The sequence below is a fragment of the Christensenella sp. genome (assembly GCF_034927525.1).
In the GTDB taxonomy this organism is placed as follows: Bacteria; Bacillota; Clostridia; order Christensenellales; family Christensenellaceae; genus Christensenella.
The window spans coordinates 18,621-42,668 of record NZ_JAYFPU010000101.1; the positions used below are offsets into that span (position 1 = coordinate 18,621).

General features: G+C 51.6%; 27 protein-coding genes. 5 read left to right on the forward strand and 22 right to left on the reverse strand.

Annotation, left to right across the window (positions count from 1 at the left end; translation table 11 throughout):
• Positions 1-6 precede the first annotated feature (6 nt).
• On the reverse strand, positions 7-2,388 hold the full coding sequence (locus tag VB081_RS04065; RefSeq protein ID WP_323399572.1) for a sensor histidine kinase: 2,382 nt from the start codon (positions 2,386-2,388) through the stop codon (positions 7-9).
• On the reverse strand, positions 2,357-3,049 hold the full coding sequence (locus VB081_RS04070) for a response regulator transcription factor (protein ID WP_323399573.1): 693 nt from the start codon (positions 3,047-3,049) through the stop codon (positions 2,357-2,359). The genes VB081_RS04065 and VB081_RS04070 overlap by 32 nt, the downstream gene beginning before the upstream one ends.
• Positions 3,050-3,247: 198 nt before the next feature.
• On the opposite strand from VB081_RS04070, the gene VB081_RS04075 reads away from it, so the two are divergent.
• Positions 3,248-4,315: a DUF4349 domain-containing protein gene (locus tag VB081_RS04075; RefSeq protein ID WP_323399574.1), complete on the forward strand. Its 1,068-nt coding sequence runs from the start codon at positions 3,248-3,250 to the stop codon at positions 4,313-4,315.
• Between the two features lie 54 nt (positions 4,316-4,369).
• Here the strand turns inward: VB081_RS04075 and rsgA are convergent, their stop codons facing one another.
• The 8 genes from rsgA to VB081_RS04115 form a co-directional block, all read right to left on the reverse strand.
• Positions 4,370-5,761, reverse strand: a complete 1,392-nt coding sequence (gene rsgA, locus VB081_RS04080) for a ribosome small subunit-dependent GTPase A (protein ID WP_323399575.1) — start codon at positions 5,759-5,761, stop codon at positions 4,370-4,372.
• A gap of 368 nt (positions 5,762-6,129) precedes the next feature.
• The gene (locus VB081_RS04085; RefSeq protein WP_323399597.1) at positions 6,130-7,011 is read right to left on the reverse strand and encodes a 4Fe-4S binding protein; all 882 of its coding nucleotides are present in this window, start codon (positions 7,009-7,011) and stop codon (positions 6,130-6,132) included.
• 13 nt (positions 7,012-7,024) lie between these two features.
• Positions 7,025-7,171: a CD1871A family CXXC motif-containing protein gene (locus VB081_RS04090; RefSeq protein WP_323399576.1), complete on the reverse strand. Its 147-nt coding sequence runs from the start codon at positions 7,169-7,171 to the stop codon at positions 7,025-7,027.
• Between the two features lies 1 nt (position 7,172).
• Positions 7,173-7,745: a TlpA family protein disulfide reductase gene (locus VB081_RS04095; RefSeq protein ID WP_323399577.1), complete on the reverse strand. Its 573-nt coding sequence runs from the start codon at positions 7,743-7,745 to the stop codon at positions 7,173-7,175.
• 143 nt (positions 7,746-7,888) lie between these two features.
• Positions 7,889-8,185: a winged helix-turn-helix domain-containing protein gene (locus tag VB081_RS04100; RefSeq protein WP_323399578.1), complete on the reverse strand. Its 297-nt coding sequence runs from the start codon at positions 8,183-8,185 to the stop codon at positions 7,889-7,891.
• A gap of 169 nt (positions 8,186-8,354) precedes the next feature.
• Positions 8,355-9,089: an ATP-binding cassette domain-containing protein gene (locus VB081_RS04105; RefSeq protein ID WP_323399579.1), complete on the reverse strand. Its 735-nt coding sequence runs from the start codon at positions 9,087-9,089 to the stop codon at positions 8,355-8,357.
• Positions 9,086-9,979, reverse strand: coding sequence for a glycine betaine ABC transporter substrate-binding protein (locus VB081_RS04110; protein ID WP_323399580.1), 894 nt, complete (start codon positions 9,977-9,979; stop codon positions 9,086-9,088). Before VB081_RS04110 ends, VB081_RS04105 begins: the two co-directional genes overlap by 4 nt.
• Positions 9,976-10,629, reverse strand: coding sequence for an ABC transporter permease (locus VB081_RS04115; RefSeq protein ID WP_323399581.1), 654 nt, complete (start codon positions 10,627-10,629; stop codon positions 9,976-9,978). Before VB081_RS04115 ends, VB081_RS04110 begins: the two co-directional genes overlap by 4 nt.
• Before the next feature lie 228 nt (positions 10,630-10,857).
• Here VB081_RS04115 and VB081_RS04120 point away from each other — a divergent pair, with 228 nt between their 5' ends.
• From VB081_RS04120 to VB081_RS04135, 4 genes are all read left to right on the forward strand, one after another.
• The gene (locus VB081_RS04120) at positions 10,858-11,337 is read left to right on the forward strand and encodes a DUF6530 family protein (RefSeq protein WP_323399598.1); all 480 of its coding nucleotides are present in this window, start codon (positions 10,858-10,860) and stop codon (positions 11,335-11,337) included.
• Positions 11,338-11,526: 189 nt separating this feature from the next.
• Entirely contained in the window at positions 11,527-12,966 is a 1,440-nt protein-coding gene (locus tag VB081_RS04125; protein WP_323399582.1) for a 4Fe-4S dicluster domain-containing protein, read from the forward strand.
• Positions 12,967-13,113: 147 nt separating this feature from the next.
• Complete coding sequence (locus VB081_RS04130) at positions 13,114-13,809, forward strand: hypothetical protein (protein ID WP_323399583.1); 696 nt, start codon at positions 13,114-13,116, stop codon at positions 13,807-13,809.
• 97 nt (positions 13,810-13,906) lie between these two features.
• Positions 13,907-14,851, forward strand: coding sequence for a polysaccharide deacetylase family protein (locus tag VB081_RS04135; RefSeq protein WP_323399584.1), 945 nt, complete (start codon positions 13,907-13,909; stop codon positions 14,849-14,851).
• Between the two features lie 52 nt (positions 14,852-14,903).
• Here VB081_RS04135 and VB081_RS04140 read toward each other — a convergent pair whose 3' ends face one another.
• The 12 genes from VB081_RS04140 to VB081_RS04195 form a co-directional block, all read right to left on the reverse strand.
• Positions 14,904-15,317 carry a hypothetical protein gene (locus VB081_RS04140; protein WP_323399585.1) on the reverse strand — a complete coding sequence of 138 codons (414 nt, stop codon included), beginning with the start codon at positions 15,315-15,317 and terminating at the stop codon, positions 14,904-14,906.
• An 89-nt stretch (positions 15,318-15,406) separates the two neighbouring features.
• Complete coding sequence (locus VB081_RS04145) at positions 15,407-16,663, reverse strand: AfsR/SARP family transcriptional regulator (RefSeq protein WP_323399586.1); 1,257 nt, start codon at positions 16,661-16,663, stop codon at positions 15,407-15,409.
• Positions 16,664-16,736: 73 nt separating this feature from the next.
• Positions 16,737-17,795: a type IV pilus twitching motility protein PilT gene (locus VB081_RS04150; RefSeq protein ID WP_323399587.1), complete on the reverse strand. Its 1,059-nt coding sequence runs from the start codon at positions 17,793-17,795 to the stop codon at positions 16,737-16,739.
• A gap of 14 nt (positions 17,796-17,809) precedes the next feature.
• Positions 17,810-18,268, reverse strand: a complete 459-nt coding sequence (locus VB081_RS04155; protein ID WP_323399588.1) for a hypothetical protein — start codon at positions 18,266-18,268, stop codon at positions 17,810-17,812.
• Positions 18,265-18,681 carry a hypothetical protein gene (locus VB081_RS04160; protein ID WP_323399589.1) on the reverse strand — a complete coding sequence of 139 codons (417 nt, stop codon included), beginning with the start codon at positions 18,679-18,681 and terminating at the stop codon, positions 18,265-18,267. Before VB081_RS04160 ends, VB081_RS04155 begins: the two co-directional genes overlap by 4 nt.
• Positions 18,682-19,170 (reverse strand): DUF4860 domain-containing protein, encoded by a 489-nt coding sequence (locus VB081_RS04165; protein WP_323399590.1) that lies wholly within the window; start codon positions 19,168-19,170, stop codon positions 18,682-18,684. It abuts the gene before it with no gap.
• A 16-nt stretch (positions 19,171-19,186) separates the two neighbouring features.
• Entirely contained in the window at positions 19,187-19,522 is a 336-nt protein-coding gene (locus VB081_RS04170) for a hypothetical protein (protein WP_323399591.1), read from the reverse strand.
• 13 nt (positions 19,523-19,535) lie between these two features.
• Positions 19,536-20,591: a type II secretion system F family protein gene (locus VB081_RS04175; RefSeq protein WP_323399592.1), complete on the reverse strand. Its 1,056-nt coding sequence runs from the start codon at positions 20,589-20,591 to the stop codon at positions 19,536-19,538.
• Positions 20,572-21,522: a transglutaminase-like domain-containing protein gene (locus VB081_RS04180; protein WP_323399593.1), complete on the reverse strand. Its 951-nt coding sequence runs from the start codon at positions 21,520-21,522 to the stop codon at positions 20,572-20,574. The genes VB081_RS04175 and VB081_RS04180 overlap by 20 nt, the downstream gene beginning before the upstream one ends.
• A gap of 158 nt (positions 21,523-21,680) precedes the next feature.
• Positions 21,681-22,319 (reverse strand): phosphoribosyltransferase, encoded by a 639-nt coding sequence (locus VB081_RS04185; protein ID WP_323399594.1) that lies wholly within the window; start codon positions 22,317-22,319, stop codon positions 21,681-21,683.
• A 32-nt stretch (positions 22,320-22,351) separates the two neighbouring features.
• A complete protein-coding gene (locus VB081_RS04190; protein ID WP_442872705.1) occupies positions 22,352-23,542 on the reverse strand; it encodes a sodium ion-translocating decarboxylase subunit beta in 1,191 nt (396 codons plus the stop codon).
• A 23-nt stretch (positions 23,543-23,565) separates the two neighbouring features.
• A complete protein-coding gene (locus VB081_RS04195; protein WP_323399596.1) occupies positions 23,566-23,976 on the reverse strand; it encodes a hypothetical protein in 411 nt (136 codons plus the stop codon).
• Positions 23,977-24,048 lie beyond the last annotated feature (72 nt).

Consider the following 24,048-nt stretch of genomic DNA (forward strand, 5'->3'; position numbering starts at 1 on the left):
TCGTATTTATTCTGCTTCCGGTGCTTCCCCGTCGTCGCTCTGTACCTCGCGGTATTCCGGGAACGAGATGATCACTTTAAAGAGATCGCCGTCGATCTCGATAGAAAACAGCCCGTTCATCAGCTGCATAAAGTTCCTCGCGATCGAAAGCCCCAGACCGGAGCCCTCCGTATGCCGCGATTCATCGCCGCGCTTAAAGCGCTCCATCAGCTCTTCTTCCGTCATATTGAGCTCGTCGCGCGATACGTTCTTAACGACGATACAAACGTTGTGCAATACGCGCTTGATGGTGATATACACGCGCGAGCTGTCCGCCGCATACTTGAGTGCATTTTCCAACACATTACCAATCACGCGCCACAGTAGCCTTCCGTCTGCGCTCACATACATCTTCTCGTCGGGCATCTCACTTACAAACATCAGCCCCGAAGCGTCGATCTTGTCAGATAGTTCCCCCAGCGCCTGCTCCATGAACTGTATGAGCTCGATGCGCGTCATTTCAACATTCATGTCACCGCTCGTTGCCTTAGCCGCTTCAAAAAGGTCGTCCGTCAAAGATTTCAACCTCTTGGATTTCATATCCAGCACATCCAGATATTTTGGGCCGTTCGGGCTGCTTAACCCCTCTTTTTTCAACAGGTCGATATACGTCAGAATAGACGTAAGTGGTGTCTTGATATCGTGCGACACATTGGTAATAAGCTCCGTTTTCATGCGTTCGGATTTCACCTCGTGCTGCACCGCCGCGTCGAGCCCCTCCGCAATGTGCTCAATGCCCGTCGCGATCTTGTCAAGGTCAACGCCGCCGCCCTTGCGGATGGGGTATGTCAGATCACCGTCTTTTATTTTTTCCACGCCAATGGATATTTCTCTTATCGCCGCAGCTTTTTTCAGTATAAACTTCACAGAAGCGATCACGTAGATCAGCAGCAGTATCAGGCCGATGATCACACCAAATACGTTGATCACAAAGCCCAGAAAGACCATAAACAATATCAGCAGCAGCCCGCCGATCAAATACCATATGATCGCGCCCACGCCTTTGGAGCCCATACCGCTCCGGTCGTACGCATTTTTGATGCCGCCGCTCACCGCTGCAACCAGCGTATAGCTTTCATGGCGCTTGACCCGCCGCGAAATCGACATGCTCCACATCAGGCACAGCGCCACCGCTACCGATACAAGCGAACATATCTGCATCACCTGCAGCGGGCCGTAAGCGTTTCCTACCCAGCTTGCGATCTGGTCTACCCCGGCTGCGATCAACGCCACAATGATCACCAGCGCAATGCCGCCGATATCGAGGTAGATCGAATCCATAAAGGAGACCTTCACTTCGCCTCCCTTCGGAGACCTTCCCGCAGTATACATCAGCCATAAGAACCCTACCGAGAATACAGCGACACACACAAGTACAAGGATAAACATTCTCAGATAGGTAAGATACAGCGCGTTATAATCAGCCTGGTTACGTGCAAACGCCTCATTCGACATTCCGAGGTATATCTGCACACCATCCATATTCTGCTGTGTATACGCGGGAGTCGACCACCAGACATCTGAAAGATAGATTCCCGGCGTTTTCCCTTCCCAGTTATACTTCTGGTTCGCGTCCAGCTTCTGTATGAAATCGACGGCAACATCCGCTTCATCTGCCACGGTATTCGTGTAAAGCAGCTCTCCGTTCTTCAAGACCGCAAAATAAAATTCCTTTTGGTTCATCAGCTCGGCGCTCGCCTGCTCGCCCTTTTGCCGCACGCTTTGCGTGATATATTGCTCCGCATTCGCAAGCAGCTCTGCGTACTTGCCGCTCACCGTCTCCAGCTGCTTTTTTACATATTGGTCATATTCCGGCAAACCGGATATCCCGCTGCGCTCTGCTGCGGCGTCCGATTTTTCCGAGCCGCTGCCCGCGATCTCCGACGCTGCGTCTTCTATTCTCGTTATGAAATCAGGCAGGCTTTGATCCGCGCTTCCCATCTCCGCCGACGTCGAAGTGTCCGTTTCCTCTGTGACATTTTCCGCATTAACTTCATATTCCTGAATATATTCTTCATAATAACCTCCTAAACCGGCCGTTTCCAGAATTTCCCTTATCTCCTGTTCATGTCCCTGTTTCAGCTGTCCGAGATAATCGCGCAGTTCATTTTTGAGTACTTCGTCCCCATATCCGAAATATGCGTTTTGCACCTGTCCCAAATCTGCTTCTACCTGGTTCAGGTATTCGCGCGAGTCGACATATTGCCCGCTCGTCACAACGGTGGATGTATCCGTTTTCAACATGCTCGACAAAATAATCGTCGCGCCGCATGCCGAGGCGATACAAAGAATCCAGGCAATCAATTTATACCAAATTTTATACCTTGATTTTGTCGATCTTGTATCCAATACCCCATACCACCTTCAAATATTTCGGTTCCTTCGGATTGATTTCGATCTTTTCGCGAATCCTCCTGATATGCACTGCGATCGTGTTTTCGGCTCCTACCGCCTTTTCGTCCCACACGCTCTCATAGATCTGCGTGGTAGACAAGACCATTTCCATGTTCTGCATCAGGTAACGCAGTATTTTGTATTCCATAGGTGTCAGCTTCACGCCTTCCCCGTCTACCGTCACGGTCTTTTTCATGTCGTCGAGCAACAGCCCGCCCGTCTGATAGATTCCCTGCGTTTCCGTCATGCTGCCAAGGGAGGTGTATCTCCTCAATTGGGATTTCACCCTTGCTACAAGCTCCAGCGGATTAAAAGGCTTTGTCAGATAATCGTCCGCGCCCGCGTTAAGTCCCAGTATCTTGTCGTTGTCTTCCGATTTTGCACTCAGCATGATAACAGGAACGTTCGCGTATTCGCGCAGCTTCATGGTCGCGCGGATGCCGTCCATGCCCGGCATCATGATATCCATAATGATCAGGTGGACTTCGTTTTCCTCCGCAAGACGGATCGCCTGCGCGCCGTCATAGGCTTTGAGTATCTCATATCCTTCATTTACAAGGTAGATTTCTATTGCCTCCACGATTTCCTTGTCATCGTCGCAGACCAATATTTTCATGGTGTATTACCTCCGCTTTTTATCAGGTATAGTATACCATACCCACCTTGCTTTTGCCTTATTCTTATCATAGACAGAAATTATTAAGATAAAAGGTCTCAAAAAATTAAGACTTTATGAAGGTTATGTGAATACGGAACTTTTTTCATGAAAATATGGTCTAATAGGTAACAATGATATAAATTGGAGGTATCTGTTATGAAAAAGAATGTAACCATTTTCTTATGTATCCTGATCTGCTTCTGCCTGCTGCTTGGCGCATGTGCCGCCGCGCCGCAAAGCGCCCCTGCCGATATGGCGCCGCAGGCAACCAGAGAAGCGGCAGCGCAGGAGGAGATCGCGGTCGATACAGAGGACATTACGGCAGAAGAAGCGGGAACAGGTGACCTTGGAACCCTTTCAAACGCCGCGCTACCCGACACAAACCGCAAGCTGACCTATTCCGCAACATTCGATATTTCCACCAAGCAATACGACAGCGACTACAACAAAATAAATACCGAGATCGGCGCGGTCGGCGGATACATCGAACATGAGTCTTCCGGCACCAACGCCCCCTATAATACACAAACGCCCGCGCGCTATACGACGATGACCATGCGCATCCCGGTCGATAACTACAATGCGTTTTTGGACAAGCTTTCGGGCATCGGTGAAGTCACCAACAAGCAAAAAAATACAGAGGATTTTTCCGACCAGTATTACGATACCACGTCGCGCATCGACCTGCTGGAGGGCCAGAAAGCCCGCCTGATGGAGCACCTTGCAACCGCGACAAACACGGAAGACATCATCGCGCTTGAGCAGGAGATCACAGACGTGATCTACGAGCTCGACCAACTGCAGGGAAATGTGCGCCGGATGGACAATCTCGTAGAATATGCGACCGTTTCGATGAACCTGACGGAGCTCATCACGCCCGAGACGATCGGCTCCGACGGCCAGCCTCTCGGCGACCGCGCAAGCGAAGCCTTCTCCCTCTCCATGACAGGCGTGGGACGGTTCCTCGAAAACTTTGCCATCGGCTTTATGGCAGCGCTGCCCGTCATCATCCTGATCGTCATTATCATCGTGATCGTGCTGATCGTGATCCGGCTGGTGCGCGTCCTGATGAAAAAGTACCGCGTAAAGCATCCCAAAAAGATCACACCGCCGCCGTATTACGGTCAGCCCTACCAGCAACAGCAGCCGTACGCGCCGCAATACCGGCAGCCTGAAGAAACGAATGCGCAGGAACAAACAGACGACCAAAATACAGATCAATAAGCAACAAAAAAAGTGCTGTCCCGGAATAAAACCGGGGCAGCTTTTTTTGTCCTTCTACGTATGCTTCCCTATCCGGTCGAGCGGGAAGGGCGGCAGTGCCAGCGGCTTTACCGCAATGGACATGAGCAAGGCCGGATTATCGTCCGCCGCCACCCTGTTGGAGCTCAGCGCGCCGCACGTGCGGCAGCGGTGGATAAGCGCCCATTCACCGTTTTTACGTACCCATACGCCGATCGGCTCCATCACTCCCTTACAAAGGGATGCCCTGTCTCCCGGCTCGTTATCCACATGGATGCTTGCCAGACAGTTTGGGCAATGGTTGCGGTGTCCGCTTCCCGCCCCTTCGGGGACGACCGGCGTTCCACACACCTTACAGGTGAACGTTTCAAGGCAGGGCGCATGGCGGTAATCCGGCTTTTTCATCTGCCGTATAAGCTGCGATATTCCTTTGTTTTTCCGCTCTTTGTTCCGCAGATACGCCGCTTTGTCGTCAGAATACTCCGCCTCGCTTTTCAGTGCAACATAACTCTCCCACCTTTTTTGGGAAAGCGCGCCATTTTCGATCGCCGCCTTGATCGCACATCCCGGCTCGCTCTCATGGCTGCAGTCGGCAAATCTGCACCTGCCAAGGTATTGCTCCACATCTGCAAACGCCTTGTCAAGCCCGCTCGAAACGTCCCACATACCAAGCTCGCGCATCCCAGGCGTGTCGATCACCATCGCGCCGTTTTTCAGCATCACAAGCTGGCGGACAGTGGTGGCGTGACGTCCCTTGCTGTCGCTTTCGCGGATATTCTTTACCTCCATGCGCTTCTCTTCCAAAAGCGCGTTCAAAAGGCTCGACTTGCCTACGCCCGACGAACCCAGAAGCACGATCGTTTTGCGCGGCTTCAAATAGTCAGCCAGAAGGTCGAACCCCAAACCCGTCTTGGTACTGATCGCAAAAGCGTCCACACCTGCGGCGGTCTTCCCGACGGCGCGCAGATGACTGTCGCAGTCTTCCATCAAATCAGCCTTGGTCAGCACGATGACGGGAATGGCGTTTGATTGCCGCGCCAGCGTCAGGTACCGCTCAAGACGCTTGGGGTTAAAGTCATGGTTTAGTGACTGCATGATAAACACGTAGTCAAAGTTGGCGGCGACCGCCTGCTCCCCGCGTCCGGGCGTAGGATCGCGGCGGGAAAAATATGTTTTACGTGGCAGCGTGGCAACGATGCGGCTGTCCCCGTCCGGAACATAGTCAATGTGCACAAAATCGCCCACTGTGGGGAAGCTTTCCCCACCCTTTGCGTAATAGACGCTTGCTTTTAATCGCCCATACAGCTCGCCATGCGCGCATACGAGGGCATACCGCTCCTTATGGACGGCAGTTATTCTTGCAGCTGTCCCTTCAAAATGTTCAGGCAGCATATCTGGTGTCAGACCATAGTCTGCTAAATTCATCATTGGAAATCTCCTTGTTGCTATCGGTGGAAATTGAAAACGGGCACAAAAATACCGCAGAAAGCATCCTTATCCTGTGATGCAAACTGCGGTTTTTCCATAAAAATAACACACCCCGCGGTGTGCTACAACAAACAGTCATAGTATTCACAAAAGGTTACTTGATACGGCATTGCAAAAACAAGGGAGGATAGCTCCCGCGCTTGCGCCGCCCCTATTCAATTTTAGAAAACAGTCCTCTTATAGATGACCGACATCAACATACAACTCCTCTGGTTCCGCTATATTGCGGAATAATTTCCTATATCGTAACATATGGATTTTTAAAATGCAATGAAAAAATAAAGAGGCTGTCCCACAACCCCTTTATACTATCTTCCCGTTTGCTTTTCCTTGGTCTGTCTGTTTGCGCGTATCCACCGCTCAACCGTAGACTCGATCGCGCCATGCGGGCACGCTTTCTTGCATGCGCCGCAGCGGATGCACTCCGCGCTGTTCGGGTTCTCAAAAACCTTGATGTCCAGCTTGCACGCCTTCTCGCACGCACCGCATTTGACGCACTTATCATCGTCTACATTCAGGCGGTAAAGCGATACCTTGTTGAACATACCGTACACAGCCCCGAGCGGACAGACATACCGGCAAAACGGGCGGTACACCGCAACGGACAAAAAGAGCAGTCCCGCAAGCAGGCTCACCTTCCATACAAACAATCCGCCCACCGCCTGCTGCAATCCCTCGTTGCTTCCCACAAGCGGCAGCCCCGCAAACAGCGTACCCGACGGACAGATATATTCACAAAACCACGGCTGGCCCTGTCCGACGATGTCTGTGACAAGCGATGGCAGCAAGATCACAAATCCCACCAATATACCATATTTCAAATATTTCAGCCACCTATCGCCCGGCAGCTTACGCAGCTTTTTGACAAATGGTATCTTAAAGATCAGGTCCTGCACCAGCCCAAACGGGCACAGCCAGCCGCACACCAGCCGCCCGAGCAGCGCGCCCGTCGCCAACAAAAAGCCCGCGATATAAAACGAGAACCTGTAATCCCTGCTTCCCAGTACCGATTGCAGCGCGCCGATGGGGCAGGACGCAAGCGCGCCCGGGCACGAATAACAATTGAGGCCGGGAACGCACGCAAACTTTGTCGCGCCGGTAAAGATCGTCCCGTTTGTAAATCCAGCCATATATCCGTTTGTCAGCAGCGTAAAGACGATTTGTACCGTCGTCCTGATATGTACGCCCATCCACACAAAAAATCTAACCAATGCCGATACACTCCAGACAAATATTGACCGCCTTCATAAAGACGGTGTTCGCTTCCCCCCGCATAACGCCCACAACAATAAACACGGCCCCCGCGGCGGCAAGTACGATCCACCATTTGTTCCGCATCCTTGTTTTCATATCACGCTTCTCCGCTCTCACCAAGCAGGCCGTCGATCAGCTTTATCCATTCTTGCTTGCTGCGCGACCCGATCACGCTCTCGCCCACCTGATTCCCGTTTTCATCCACAAACACCGTTTCCGGAACCATCGTCACATCCTTCAGCTTTTTCAACACGATCACTTCCGAAGGGATGATCTGTGTATAGTCGGCGCCCGTCTTCGAAACGATCTCCTTTGCAAGGTCGATCTGCCCGCTCACGACCGCGCCGCTCTGATCTGTCACGTCGGTCACGAGCCCCACGACCTGAAACCCCTTATCCGCATATTCCTTGTTGATCTGCGCCAAGTCCGGCATCTCCGCTAAGCAGGGCTTGCAATACGTCGCCCACATATTCACCATCGTCAATTTTTTTCCGGCAAAAACATCCTGCGTCACTTCGTTGCCCGCTAAGTCCTGTGTCTTAAAATCCCCAAACACCGGTCCATCCGTTTTCGCTTTGGTATCTACCGCAACCTCATGCGGCGCACAGGCAGCCAGCAGCAAAACAGCCGCCAATACGATCGACAGTATCATCGTTATTTTCCGTTTCATTTTCCACTCCTTCCGGCGCTCCTTAAAAGCGCGGTCACTTCGTTCCTATACCACATAGTCTATAAGGTCGCGGCGCGCGGGTCAAGTTTTTTGCCAAACAAAAACGGCACACCCACAAACGGTATGCCGTTTTCTTTGATTTACTAGGCAGTCAACGAATATCCCTGTCTCCTAAAGGTCTTGATCAGCTTCTTCGTATGTCCGTCGTCTATCTTCGCTCTTAAGAATCTGATATATACGTCCACAACGTTGGAAAAGAAATCGTAGTCACAATCCCATACGTGCTCTAATAGCTCTGCACGTGAAACGATCTTGTCCTTATGCAGCGCCAGATATTTTAACACCTCGTACTCTTTCGCCGTCAGGGTAATTTCTTCCTCACCGCGCGATACGGAACGGTTGTCGATATCCACTGCCAGGTTATCAACCATAATACGCATATGTGTCTCATCCTTTCTTTTCTTATTGGCTCATATCGTATGTACGTCCATGTTATTAATAATCCGTTTTCATGAATACTAATCAAAAAAAGAGCCTTCAAATTGTAAACTTTACATGAATGCTCTTTCTCAATATTCCGCTGTGTTACAAGGCTTTTCGCGCTTTATGTCATACACAGTCGAGCTGCTCTGACAATTGCTTTACATACTGCGTCGCCGGATGTGCGACAACATCGTCCGGTTCCCCGTCCTGCACGAGCTCTCCCTCATTTACAATAACAAGCCGCGTTCCCAGCCGCACCGCTTCGCGCAGGTCATGGGTAACAAACACGATCGTTGTACCCGTTTTTTTGAATATCCCGCTGATCGCATCCTGCAATTGTTTGCGCGTGATGCCGTCCACCGCGCCAAACGGCTCGTCCATCAAAATCAGGCTGGGGGCTGCCGCCAACGCGCGCGCAATGCCCACGCGCTGTTGCTGTCCGCCCGAAAGCTCGTTCACGTTACGTTCGCAAAGCTCCTCATCAAGCGCCACCATATCGAGTAGCGCAAGCAGTTTTTCATGTTCAAGTTTCTTTTTTTGCAGCTTGGGGACATATTCGATATTCTCACGTACATTTAAGTGCGGAAACAGCGCGCCTCCCTGTATCACATAGCCGATCTTGCGCCGCAGCGCGATCAGGTCTGTGTGCGCAGTGTCCTCGCCGTACACGCGCACGCTGCCCTCGTCCGGCAAAATAAGCCCATTGATCAGCTTGAGCATCGTCGTTTTTCCACCGCCGCTGCCACCCACCACGGTCACAAATTCCCCTTCGCGTATACTAAGGTCACGTCCATTCAGGGCATATTTTTCGTCGTAGTGCTTCTTCACACCACGAAAAACGATCATTTTACTGTCGCTCATAAAAGCCCTTTCTTTGTCAGAAAATCACGCGCGACGTCCTTTTCATCTTCCTTATTGTTTTCCACGCGATAATTGAGCGCCGCCATATCCCCGTCCGTCAGGATGCCGTCCATCTTCATAAGCACCGCTTCAATCTCCGGATGCTTTGTAAGCGTATCGCTCCGTACGATCGTCCCGCAATAATACGACGGGAAGAAGCTCTTGTCGTCCTTTAGTGTTTGCAGATCATACACATTCAGCATACCGTCCGTCGTGAACGCATTGATCACCTGCACGTCACCATTACCGATCGCCTGATATTTCATGCCGATATCGATGTCCTTTGTATCCTTAAAAGCAAGACCATATGCTTGCGTCAACGGCGTATAGCCGTCTGCCCGCTCATAAAAATCATACTCCGCCCCAAACGTCAGCTCGGGCGCGATTGCCGCCAGATCAGAAAAGCTTTCCACATTGTTTTGCTCCGCGAACTCTCTTGCCACAGCGAGCGTATATGTGTTGTTGAAGCCGTAAAGCCCCACCCACGTCATTTTAAAGTTTTCCTGATACTGCTCCTTCAGCTTCTCATACATCACATCCGCGTCGCTTTCCGGCTCGTTTTTCAACACGTCCGACCAAGCCGTTCCCGTATACTCCGGGTACATATCAAAATCACCCTTCACGATTGCCGGGTGGATGTTTCCCGTACCGCCCGCGATCCCCTTGGTGATCTCCACCTTAAGGTCCGTATCCTTTTCAATGAGCGCCGCAAGCATCTCGCTCAGGATAAACTGCTCGGTCATCGGCTTTGTCGCTATTTTGATTGTATTGTCGTTACCTCCGGCACACCCCGTAAGCCCCAAAACTCCCAGCATACAAATAACCAGTACGAGCGCCATCCATTTTTTCATTTTGCTTTTCCCCCATTGATTTTTCGATAGACACGTTTTTCAAATATCCCCGCAACCAGATCGGCAAGAAGCGCCAACGCGGCAATCAGCAAGCTTCCGGCTACCGTCATTGCCAGATTGTTCGTCGTAATACCGCGATAAATAGCTACGCCAAGGCCGCCCGCACCAATAAAGGATGCGATACCGCAAAGGGCTATGGTCATAACGATCATATTGCGCGCCCCCGCAAGGATCACTGGCAGCGCCAGCGGCAGCTTCACACGAAAAAGCAGCTGCGTGTTCGTGCTCCCCATGCCGCGTCCCGCCTCGATGATGGCCGGCGAGATGTTCATGATGCCCGTGTGCGTATTGCGTACCATAGGCAAAAGGCCGTAGATCGTCAGAGCGATCACGGCCGTCATGTCACCGATGCCCGTCGCCGGAATCAAAAAACCAAATAGCGCGATCGACGGAATCGTATATACCAAATTGGTAATACCCAGCACTGGAAACGAAAGGCGCGTGTGCTCGCTGATCAGGATACCAAAAAAGATACCGATCACAGCCGCCATAAGGATAGAGATCAAAGAAATCTGTAAATGCTGCCAGATCAGTTCCGCAAAGAAATCCCATCTGGTCGCATAGAGCTGAAATACTTCCGCAAACATCATGTGCCTTTCCTGGTGCGCAAAAATTCACTTCGTATTTGATAAACCATTTTAATATTACTATACCGCATTTTTTTCCGCCCGAAGCATTTCACGCCCGCAATCCCCTTGATAAAGCCGTATTTTCGCCCTTGACAAAAAAGCGCTGAAACCATATAATCATTTAGTAGATTACTAAATTAGTAAGTTAATAGATTTTTTTGAAAGGAGATCAAAACAATGGAAGAAACTATGAAAATCCCAACAACGCTCAAACACAAGCCTGTGATCGTTGCGGAGGATTATTCCAACATAGACGGACGGCTCGCCTATCATACAGATGCAAAGGGCTTATCGCTCGGCCTTGCCCAATGGTCAGACCGCGGCAGCCTCGATATCTCCGCCAAAATATGGCGGTATACCGGAGAGAAGTGGTCGCGCCAGTCAGAGGAGATGCCTCTGCACCGCGTACTCGACCTCGCGATCTTTCTCACGAGCGCCATGAAGTATTTCCGCGAAGCCTACCGCTTCCCCAAGCTTTATGACCCTGCCGATCCACAGATCGAACGCATAGGCATTCAGGGCGACGCCATGACGGTGGAAGTATGTACAGACAACGAGAGGATCGACGGCGATATCGAGCTTTTTTCGCAGGTGCTGTCAGAAGACAGCGAGCTACTGGGGGAACGTCTGGGCATCCTTGCCCGCATGCTCCGCGACATGGGCTACTGATTGGTTAAATTTTCTCAAAAACAACCGTATTACCAACGGTAGTACACATTCAAAAACAGCGTTATCATGCGATATTCGCTGTTTTTTGTTTTACCGCTTTTTGCCTGCGCTCCTGTGCTCTCATTGACAGTCTTTTTATAAAACAGTATGATAGATAGGTAAACTGAAGAAGGAGAAAACGATACTTTTATGAACAATGGAATGTTTGATACAAGCGTTCAGGAACTAAAATATACGATTTTAAAAGAAGTCGCCAATCTGGCGTATGACGATAAGCTGGAGGAAGGATTGCTTCACATTGCCAAAAAGATCATCCCCGGCCCCCAGCCCACGATGCGCTGCTGTATCTATAAGGAACGCGCGATCGTCGGCGAACGTTTGAAGCTTGCCCTCGGCGGCGATCCGGAAAACGAAAACGTCGTCGAGGTATTGGATATCGCCTGCGACGAATGTCCGGTGGACGGCATCCGTGTGACAGAGGCGTGCCGCGGCTGCATCGCGCACCGCTGCCAGAATGTATGCCCGCGGGACGCGATCCGCATCGAGAACCTCAAAGCCTATATCGACATCAAAAAATGTGTGGAGTGCGGCAAATGTATGGATGCGTGTCCATACAACGCGATCTCCCAGTCCGTACGCCCGTGTGAGAACGCCTGTAAGGTGGGCGCCATCAGCATGGACAGCGACAAAAAAGCCGTGATCGACAACGAAAAATGTATCGCCTGCGGCGCGTGCGTGTACCAGTGCCCGTTTGGCGCGATCTCGGCAAAGTCTTATATGCTGCATGCGATCCGCTTGCTAAAGGAATCGCAGAACAACGAAAAATACAAGGTGTATGCTGTCGTCGCTCCCTCCATTTCAAGCCAGTTCGGTCATGTCAAGGTAGAGCAGGTCGTGTCGGGCATCAAACAGCTTGGCTTTTTCAGCGTAGTAGAAGCGGCGCTCGGCGCGGACATGGCTGCCGATAAGGAAGCGGACGAGCTGTACGAAAAAGGCTTTTTGACGACCTCCTGTTGTCCTGCTTTTGTAAAGTATGTGAAGAACAACTATCCTGATCTTGCGGTACATATCTCGCACAATGTCTCTCCGATGGAGCAAATTTCGATTTACCTGAAAAAGGTCGATCCTACGGCAAAAATTGTGTTCATCGGGCCATGTATCGCCAAAAAGATGGAGTTTAAGCTTCCGGAGGTCGAAGGCATCGTGGATTGCGTGATCACCTTTGAGGAACTGCTTGCGCTGCTCGACAGCCGCGAAATAGATTTGTCAACGATGCCCGAAGCGCCGCTTGACAACGCCTCTTACTACGGCAGGATATTTGCCCGCAGCGGCGGCGTAGCGACTGCTGTCGGTCAGGCCCTAAAAGAGCACGGCAAGGAAGACTTTGCCTATGACCCCATTTCCTGCAACGGGATCGAGGAGTGCCGCATCGCGCTCCTGAAAGCTTCAAAGGGCGTGCTGCCCAACAACTTCATCGAAGGGATGGCGTGCATCGACGGATGTATCGGCGGCGCGGCGTGCCTGACGCACGGCCCCAAAGACAAAAATCAGGTCGACCGTTACGGCAGCGAGGCCAAGGAAAAGACCATCTCTCAGTCAGTCGGGATACTGCAAAAATTCCGCGATTAACTGTATATTTTGTAAGCCGGTGGCACAACAATGCCGCTGGCTTTTTTATTTACGCGTGTTATAATGAATAAAAAGCGGTTATTTTTGCCGCGATTGCTTTATTAATATAAAATCGACGCACTTATCAAACCATTAGGAGGAAGAAATATGTCAATGTTATCATACTACTTTGCCGGCGGACTGATCGCTTTTTACATCATTCTGGTCGCCGTTTTTTATGTATTCTCTGCCCTGGGGCTTTATACCATGGCAAAACGGCGCGGGCTCGAAAACCCGTGGCTCGCATGGATCCCGATCGTGTATATTTATGTGATCGGTAAGCTTGCCGATACCTATGCCGCAAAGCACATGAACAAAAAGACCAACTACGCCGTCCTGCTGCTCGGCCTCATCGTCGGGGTAGTCGTACTCGTGGTTGTGATGTTGTGCACTGCGTTTATGGGCGGTTTCTACATGTCTTACATGTCTACAATCTGGCCTGTTTTCATCATCCTATACGTACTCGTCATCGCAGCAGCAATCGTATACGCGGTCTTTTATTATATCTCGCTGTACCGTATCTACAACTGGCATTCAGAAAGCGCGACCGTGCTCCTTATTCTGTCCATCCTGTTCAGTGTGATCGTGCCGTTCGTGCTGTTTGCGCTGCGCAACGGCGACAACCGCTATCTCTATCCTCCACAGCAGCCGGGCGGCGGACAGCCCTATGCGCCGCAACAGCCGGGGCAAGGCTACCAGCAGCCTCCGCAGCAATACTATGCGCCACAACAGCCACAGGGGCAGCCTCCGGTGCAGCCACAGCCGCCGCAGGATACTCCGCCAAACAGCGGGAATGCACAATAATATATCGGAATACAAAAGGAACGGGCGACCGTTCCTTTTTGGTTTCTGCTTTTTGTTATGATATACTGGTATCATCCAAATAATATGGGAGCTATACATGAAACGAATTTTTTTAATGGCTATCACAGTTTTACTGACCATCTCATTGCTTGTAGGATGCGCAGGACAGCCTGCAAGCACACCGTCCCCAGCCCCGTCTGCGACGGTCACCGCAACGCCCAGCCCACCTCCAACGGAAACACCAGCGCCTTCACCTACGCCGTCGGAGGCGCCAAGCCCCACACCTTCGCCCACGCCGGAGCCAACACCGACAAAAACGCCTATCGAGGCACTGCACGTCGATTATGAAGCGCTTCGTGCGCTCGACGGTACCAAGGATGGCTGGGGGCAGGGTCTCGAAAAGGACGCGCTCAACCGGCCGACAGGCTCGCTCAGCGCGCAGGAAACGTTTGGCAAGTATGATGCGCAGTTCATCATGCCTGAGGAACAGAAATTTTATCTGACGTTCGACGAAGGGTACGAAAACGGCCGCACATCGGACATCCTCGATACCCTAAAAGCAAAAGACCAGAAAGCCACTTTTTTTGTGACTTATTCCTATGTCCGCGACAATCCGGCGCTTGTGGAGCGCATGATCGCCGAAGGCCATGTGATCGGCAACCACAGCATGACGCACCGTTCCATGCCGGATATTTCCTTAGAAGAAGCACGCGACGAGATCGTTGGCCTGCACCAGTATATGCGGGATACCTACGGCATCGAAATGACGGTGTTCCGCCCGCCTATGGGCGAGTATTCGCAGCAGACCCTTGCCCTCGCGCAGATGCTCGGGTACAAAAGCGCCTTTTGGAGCTTCGCATATTACGACTACGAGCCGGACGACCAGATGCCTCCCGCAGAAGCGCTCGCCAAGATCACCAAAAACATCCACCCCGGCGCGCTTTATCTGCTGCACGCCGTTTCGGGTACCAACGCGCAGATACTCGGCGATTTCATAGACGAAATTCGCGCACAGGGCTACGAGATTTTGCCCTTACAATAAACCAAAAAGGAGCGGCTTTTCACAGTCGCTCCTTTTTATCTCTGTTTATTCTTCACACTTCCTCTGCCTGCGTCGCACTGTCAATGAGCCGGATCAGCTCGAGCGCGCTTCGAAAATGCTTGACTTCGTTTTTCTCCGACCAGACGACTTGCCCCTGCCAGGTGGCATTTTGCCGACACTGCACCTGTACGACGAAAGTTGCCTTCTTCCCCGGGCTGTGTTCTTTTGCTATCTTTCCCATCTCGTGATCCCTTTTCTCCTGCTGTACTTTTAAAGATTTTCCAAACACCCTGTGCTCCATTGATGCCGCCGGGTATTTGACCCTATCGAACACCGATTCAATTTTCAAAAGCAACTGGTTCATATCAAGGAACTTCTGCGCTTCACATAGGCTGCGGTGACAAATCCTGCCCGCAATATCCATGTTTTTCTTTTCATCGACGCACACTGTAACCACATTCTGCATCTGGTATGTCCCGCCTGCCCTTCCTGATATCTTCCTTCTGTTCCATTGTAACGCACAAAAGTCACGGTTCCGGTCACAGTTCGTTTATCTCAGTCCTTTTTCTCTTTATTCCACAAAGCCTTTTGCGCTTCTTCTCCCACCATGATGCTATCCATGTCCGCGGCGGAAATACTTTTGCACACAAAACGCATTTCGTTGTTCCGCTTGGAAGTCTTATAGAAATGATACCGCAAACGGTCTGCGACAATATTGCAATTCTCCTGCTTGATCTCCATCAGCATGACCAAATACTGCGTAGGACTGTAGCGTGTATACGCATCTCCCCTGCGCAGCGAAGCCTTGATCGCCTGCTGCATATCATCTATGATCTTTTTCGTCTTTTCATTGTTGCCCGGCTTTGCACCATTTAAGTCTGTGATCGTACACAGCATCAAAAACACCGACTGTCCGCTGCGTTCCATATGCCTGACCACAAAGCGGTACAAGCTTTCGAACACCTCCAGATTACAATAAAACGCGCCGTTCTCATATTCCGTTTCCCTGATCTCGCTGCGCACATCGTCAATAGACAGATTGACTTCCTTCTTGCTGCCGGAAATGTGCCCGAACATCTCCTTCATATTTTCCGAAGGCCCGATCCCCAGGTCGTCAAACAGCCGCGTCGTGGTCGCTTCATACACCTCCATCGCCTCTTTGACACGATTCATCTCATACAGGCATTTGATATACATCAGCGTCAGGTCTTCCTCGTAAGGATAGACGCTCACCGCCTCGCACAGCTTGTCGACCAGCTTGTCGTATTGCTTCGTGCGCGCCGCGATGCGGTACGCCGTCCGAAAGCAGTCGCAATATTTTTCCTGCATCTTCACAGCAAACCCCATTGCCCACGGCTCCCCCATCGTCTTGGGCAAAAACCCCGTTTTATAAAGTTCGATCGCCTGCAGGCATTTTTCAAACACAGCATCGTCCGCAAGCTTTCCTTCCGCGATCTGTGCCGTAATAGACGCAAATACTTCCTGATCGATCACAAGCGGCATTTCGCCTGTAAACCCATACGCACCCCGCCGATAGCCGATACATTCCCGCTCCACCCCGCACGCCTCCAACTGCTTGCGCAGGCGATATACAAGGTTTTTCAGCGTCCCGACAGGGTTTTCACATTCCTCGTCGTTTAACAGCACATGGATCAGCTCATCCTGCGCTACCATCCTGTTTCTGTTGCACAGCAAATACTGGAACAGCATCAATACTTTACTATTCCTGTTTTCTTTTGTAACGACAGGTTCTTCCCCATACATGACCTCAAACCCACCGAACATTTCAACTTTCAGGGCCTTTTCTACCATATCTCTCCCATTCCTTGATCAAGCAAAACAAAACGCGCTTTTTTAAGTATTATTTGTTTCCGCACCATTACCCTTACAGCCCCAGCTTCTTCTTCACCACATCCGGCTGCATGCTGTGCATGACCGCTTCCTCAGGCGGGATCGTTCCATTTTCGCACAGCTTAACTAAGCTCGCGTCCATGGTGACCATACCTTCCGCAGCCGAAGAAAAGATCGCCGTTTCGATCTGGTGCGTCTTTGCCTCGCGTATCATATTACGGATCGCCGTATTACACATCATAATTTCGAACGCAGGCACAACGCCGCCGTCCGTTTTTTTCAAAAGCTGCTGCGATACAACGGCCTGCAGCACCATAGAAAGCTGCACGCGGATTTGTCCCTGCTGGCTGGGCGGGAATACGTCAATGATCCTGTCGATCGTATTGACCGCTCCCAAGGTATGCAGTGTAGAGATCACCAGATGTCCTGTCTCCGCCGCCGTCATCGCCACGCTGATCGTCTCATGGTCGCGCATCTCTCCCAGCAATATTACATCCGGCGCCTGCCGCAGTGCCGCACGCAGCGCCACCGCATAACTGTCCGTATCCGTCGATATCTCGCGCTGGCTGATGATGCTTTTCTCATGCCGATGCAGATATTCAATCGGGTCTTCAAGCGTCACCACATGACTGTTGCGCGTCTTGTTGATGCGGTCGATCATGCACGCAAGCGTGGTAGATTTCCCGCTTCCCGCAGGTCCTGTCACCAGCACCAGTCCCTTTGGCCTGCTGCCAAGGTTCAAGATCACCTCCGGAATGCCTAACTCTTCCGGATGGGGTAGCTCAAAAGCGATCACCCGCACCACCGCCGCAAGCGACCCCCGTTGCCGGTATACGCTCACGCGGTAGCGCGATACGCCCGCAAGCGAAAAGGAAAAGTCGTCGTCTCCCGTCTCAAGCACTCCATCAGCACTGCGCTGCCCAAGCGCGTATATCTCGCGCACGATACGCTCCGTGTCCTCCGTCGTCAGCCGTTCTTCCCCGCGGCACCCGATCAGGTTATTGATTTTATACGAAACAGGCCTGCCAACCACAATAAAGATGTCCGACGCTCCAGCCCCTGTTGCCTCTCTTAAAATTTGTTCCGCTTCCATACGGCTCCCCTTTCCTATTTCAGCACGTGCAGCGTATCGTCTTCGCCGCTTGTGTCATACTTCATACGTGTCTGCCAGCTTTCCCGTGTCCATTCGCCTGTCGGCATGCCGTTTGCGTCAAGCGCAATGCCGATGCGCACACACAATTCCTTGCTCTGTCCGGCATCCACCGTATACTCTACGGCTGCTCCGTCGGTCCTGCGCGTGAGCGTATATCCCTTTTTCACTAATTCGTCCTCATAACCGCTGTTTCCTTTTATATCTGTCAGAATCTCCGCCAGCATGCGCTCCGCCTGCGTGTCCGCAGCATAGTATTGCTGCTGTGCCTGCGCCGTTTTTTCCGCCAGTCGCAGATCAGCCTGCGCCGTTGTAAACGAAAGTGTGGCCAGCGTGGTCAGGCACAGCACGACAAAAACCGCGAGGATGGAAATACCGCCTATTCCGATGCCAAAGCCGTTTTGTTTTCCGTTCATATTTCCTGCATCCCCATATATTGCGCCGCCTCTAAGGCATAGACTGTGTCGTCGCCCTTTTTCAGCACGATGTCCGCTTCCTTCACACCGTTTCCTTCCGCAAACGCGATCTCCATACGATAAACCGCATCCTGCGCTGTGGGCGCAAATGCCCCGTCATATTCCACGACCAGCCGCCCGTTCTCCTGCGACGCACCCAAAAGCACCGCCAACGCGGCCTCGTCCCCGTTCGTCCCCTTGAATGTTTCCGCCGCCTGCTGGCACAGTAGTGTTGCCATCGTTGTTTGCGTGCTCTGGTTGCTGTACACCTTTCCCCGCGCAAAAATATTCATGCATACCGCGCTCGCAATGGAAAAAAACAATATGATGATGATCAGTTCGATCAAAAATAGCTTGCTTTTCGATTGCTGCATCTATCTGCTCCCGCTCTCTGCGCTGCGGTAATTGACCGCACTGTCAAAGACGGTGCCGTCCGTGTCTATTGCTTCTATACCGATCAGGCTCCCGTTGTCCCGATGAAAGGCAAGCCGTTCAAGCTCCATGATCTCTTGTCCGTCGCCCGTCTGTACCTGCGTTCCCGCCGCAACGGTGACCTCACGAAGCACCCCGTCCGCAACATAGATCCACGTCTCATATGTGGCGCCTTCTACATCCTGCACAAGCACCAGCGCGTTATTTTCACCAAGCGTACGCACGCCAACGCCGCCCGCCACATCGTTTTGGCGCACCTTCTCACTTAAGTACGCGACCGAAGTGCGCGCATTATAATTGGCGGTCATATCGGCGGATATTCCTTTATATACGTTCGCGCCCAGCACCACAACAAACAGCGCCATTACCGCAAACGCGCAAAACAGCGACAATATAAATATGATATCCGTAACATGCTGTTTTTTCTTCATCAAATCCCCTCAGTCCTCACCCCACGGGAAACACAAAAATATCCGGCATCAGGTTGTCCCCCAACCGTTCATAGTGGTAAACGTACTGATCCTCATTGAGCATCAGCCCATAATTTTCAGCCAGATATGCAAGGTTTTTCGGATACCGCCCCTCGATTGCGTAACACTGCACGACGCTGCGCCGTACCGCCTGCTCCATGCCCTTACGCCGTTCTAAACTTCCCGCTGCCGATACATTGCCCACACCCACGATGACAAACACCGCGATAAGCACGAACACCAGTATTGGAACCAACACGCGCAGTATCGAAAAATCCCTTTTTTTTCCGCCTGTAAAAACTTTTCCCCTCAAGCCGCACTCCTTATCATCCGATCGCAGACATCACGCCCATCAGCGGCACCATAACGCAAAGCAATATCAGCCCGACGATGAGCGCCAGCACAGCGACCAGCGTAGGCTCAAGCGCGGCAAGGATGCTGCCCATCCGCCTGTCCGCTTCCTCCTCATAATGCTGCGCGATACGCTGCATCACAGTCGGCATGGTTCCCGTCTTGAATCCAACAGCGATCATGCGCCCATACAGGCCGGAAAACAGCCCCACGTCAACGATCGCTTCGCTAAACGCGATGCCCTGCGCGCTGCGTTCCTTCACCTCAAGTATTTTCTTGCGTGTGCCACCATTGTCGATCAGCTCAAGCGCCATATCAAGCGACTGATCCACGTCCATCCCGCTCCCCAGCATCAGCGCCATTGCCGACGCGAAGCGTCCGGAAGCGACCGCCAACGACGTTTTGCGAAATAACCGCTCATAAACCCCCGACAAAAACCGCTTTCCGCCTTGTGTGCGGCGCAAAACAAAGTAAAGCACGATCACTGCCGCAACGACGATGACGATCACCACCACATAGCGGCTCACCGCTTCGCCAAACTGCATGATCCCCAGTACAAAGCCCGACATTTCGCTACCAAGCTGTTCAAACACGCCCGCAAAAACGGGGAGCACCTGCACGATCACGACCAAAATGACCGCGACCATCATTGCGATCATCACAAGCGGGTATGTCACCGCCCCGCGAATATTTTTAGCGATCGCCTCCTGCCGCTCATAATAAGCGCACAACGAATCCAGCACAGCTTCCAACTTGCCCGACTCCTCACCGATGCCGACCATCTTGATCATATATTGCGGAAATGCCTTTGTCTGCTTAAGGGCGTACGAAAGAGTCCCGCCCAATTCCACCGTATCAAGCAACGCCGCAACGATACGTTTCCCCTCGGCGCTCTGGTTGTCCTCTGCCAGCAGCATCAGTCCCTCCTGCAGTGAAATACCGGCCTTGACCATATAAGCAAGCTGCTCGCAAAACGCAGCTACCTCCGCGTCAGGTAGCCTGCCATTATTCCTAGTACGTGTACATTTCATGATATTCGTTGCCATCCCCCGTATATTCTTTGGCCTGCCCGCTTGTCGAGGCAAGCGTCGGATCCATTCTCGTCCACTGTGTTCCGTCAAAATAAATGATATTATCGATCCAGCCTTGTCCTTCGATATACACACTGATCCATGCGTGATAAAGATCGCCCACATAGCCGATCACCAGCCGCGTCGGAATACGCTGCGAACGCAGCATTGTCGTCATCAGTGCCGCGTAATCAAAACATATGCCCTTTTTTGTTTGCAGCGTCTCGTCCACATCCGGCAGATACCCGTTTTCCACATTATCCGCTTTTTCATAGTCGTAGCTCACATTTTCCACGACATAATTGTATACCTTCTCCACCAGCTCAAGATCGTCCGTTGCTTCCTTTGCAAGCTTCTCGCCCTGCGCGACCGCAGCGCTCCCGGGCGTAAAATCAACATACTGGTTGGGATACAAAAACGGCAGGAACTCATTTTCCAGCGTGACCGCCTTCTCACCGCTATAGAGCTTGTGGTAAGAATCGCCCTGCGTATTCTCAAACACCCCAAACCAATACGTTCCGTTCCCCTGCGTGAGCGGAAAAACGTCCACCGTTCCCTTTTGCAGATTATATGTATACTTTTCTCCGCCGTCACACGAGACCTGCAGCTTCACACGGTCATTGTCCCCCGCATAATGAACGCTCACATACCCCTGTGCCACATTCGAGATATCGATGACTACTTTTTCATTGCCCAGCGTCTCGGTTCCCGGCGCTTCGGGCACCAAAACGGATGCTTCCGTATCCCTTGGATCGGCTGCCGTACCCACGCTTTTTTCGGGCGCAGGCGCCTTTACGTTGCCACCCCCGGCGGAAAGAAGCACAAAGGCACAACAAATTGTCACTATAATGAAGTTTTTAAGGACTTTCGAAAACACTTTTGCCTTGTTCATTTTCCTGCCGGAATCCCTCGCTGTTTATTTTCTTTAGTATAATCAACTTAATCATCATTGTAAAGCGCCGGAACGCAAAAGACCCATACTTACGTACAGGCTTTTTACGCTGCCATATTACATTTTAAAACAGGCTCACAGTTTCTGATCGTTTTTCCCTACAGCTCGGTATATCCGCCATAGTTTGCAATGCCGTCAAGCTTCCTGCCTTCCTCGCACAGTGCGCAGTCTCCCGCGCGGTAAAACCTGTAGTTAGGAATGTCTTCGTCTGTAAAAACACTATGGATCTCATGTTCTCCGATGTTCGGGACCGCCGCAAAAAGCGCCGAAATCCCAATCAGGTTGCCACCGTAATAAGAAAGGAAGTCAAGCGCGCGGTATACTGTTTTGCCGCTTGATACGGAGGACACCAGCAAGATGACGTTCTTGTTTTTGATCACCGCGCGTTCGCTGTTCTGGAAAACAAACTGTCCATTCAAATTGCTCATCGGCCGCACGACATAGATATCCTCATCGCTGTTGATAACGAGCGGCCCCTCCTGCATCAGCTCTTCCGCGAGGTATGCGCCTATGATCTCCGTCCCTTCCATACACACGATGGTATCGATCTCCTCGCACGAAATATATGGAGCGGCAAGCTCGCGCGCCACATCTGCGGCTGCAACCGCGCTGTATTTCAGTGTTCGCAAGTCAAGATAATGGCTGACATGCGAGCTGTTCGTCGTAAAATGCCCAGGCGTCACCGCCATCACAATGTTGGCGTTTTGGGGCGAGGTCACGATAAATGTTTCTTCCATTTTAACATTCTCCGTTCGAATTATTTTTATTGTTATCCAAACATCGCGATCAGAATACCCGCCAATATCGCAGAACCGATCGTACTGGAAACGATGGGACCCATCGCGTGCATCAGCAGGTGGTTGTTGGGATTATATTTCTGTGCCATCTTCTGGGAAACGCGCGCCGCCATAGGCATTGCGGATACGCCTGAATTGCCGATCAGCGGATTCACCTTGCCTTTGGTGATCTTATTGAGAAGCTTGGCGATCAGCACGCCGCCTACCGTCCCAAAGGAAAAGGCGACAAGCCCCAGTAAAATGATCAATATCGTTTCAAAATTAAGCATCCGCGAAGCGGTCGCCGTCGCCCCGATGCACAGGCCGATCAGCATCGTCAGAATGCTGAGTACGTCGTTTTGCAGCGCGCGTGCCAGCCTGTCGGTCACGCCGCTCTCCCTGATCAGGTTGCCAAGCATCAGCATAGCGACCAGCGGCCCCGCCGCCGGCACAAGCAACAGTGTGATCAGCGTGATAATGATGGGGAACAATATCTTTTTGCGCTTCGATACCTTGTGCGGCATGGGCATCTCGATCACGCGTTCTTTTTGCGTGGTCAGCGCACGCATGATGGGCGGCTGGATCAGCGGCACAAGCGCCATATAGGAATACGCCGCGATCGCAATGGTTGGCAAAAGCTCGGGCGCCAGCCGCTCCGCGACGTATATAGATGTCGGCCCGTCCGAGCTCCCGATGATGCCGATAGAGGCCGCCTGCTGTATGGTGAATCCTTCAAATCCGGGGACAATATTGGCAAGTCCACCTCCGAGTAGCAGTGCCAGCCCCAGCGCCACCAAAATCCCAAGCTGCCCTCCAAGGCCAATGAGCGCGCTTTTGGGCGACGATATCAGCGGGCTGAAATCTGTCATGGCTCCAATACAAAGGAAGATAAGCGGCGGGTATATGCCAAGGCTGATGCCCTTATATAAATAGTACATCAATCCGCCCTCGTCATATACGGACAGTCCGGATATCGGGATATTCGCAATAAACATGCCAAAAGCCAGCGGAAGGAGAAGCAACGGCTCATATTTCCGCACAATGGCAAGGTACATCAGTACAAACGAAATAACAATCATAATGACCTGCTCCACCGTCATTTCAAGCAAGCCAATTTCAGTCAAAAAATGGTTCAAGGCTTCCAAAAAAACACCTCTTTCTGTTCTACGCAAAGAAAACTGCATCAAGCAGTCAAAGACGATCTTTGTCAGAATAGAGGCGGTGCGTTGGAGCCTAAGGAATGCGAAAGGATAGATGTTTCAAGTTTTGCCGCAATCACAGGGGGCCGTTTGTCCGTTTGCCTGAGTTGCTCCCCATAGCGTTCATTGAGCAACGCAAACAAAAAGGATAACAGGATCAGGAAAAACTGCATAGCACGGGATAGGTCGGTATATTGGCTGTCATGCTCATTGTGCATATACGCAGTCTCCAACCGTCCGTACATATCAACATCCAAAATGTATGTAGGCAGGATTTCCGTATCGATTTGCCGGCGCACATCCGTCTGCGGCACATCCACACTAACGCCCCACAGCGAGAGCAGAACCATCATAAAAAGGAACACGAATACCATGCACAACAAAAGCCTGTTCTTCATTTTTGCATGGTATAAAAACATAATTTTCTTCCATTCAAGTTCTTTTTCTTACTATATTATATACGAATTTTGCTCGGGATTCAAACCGTCCTG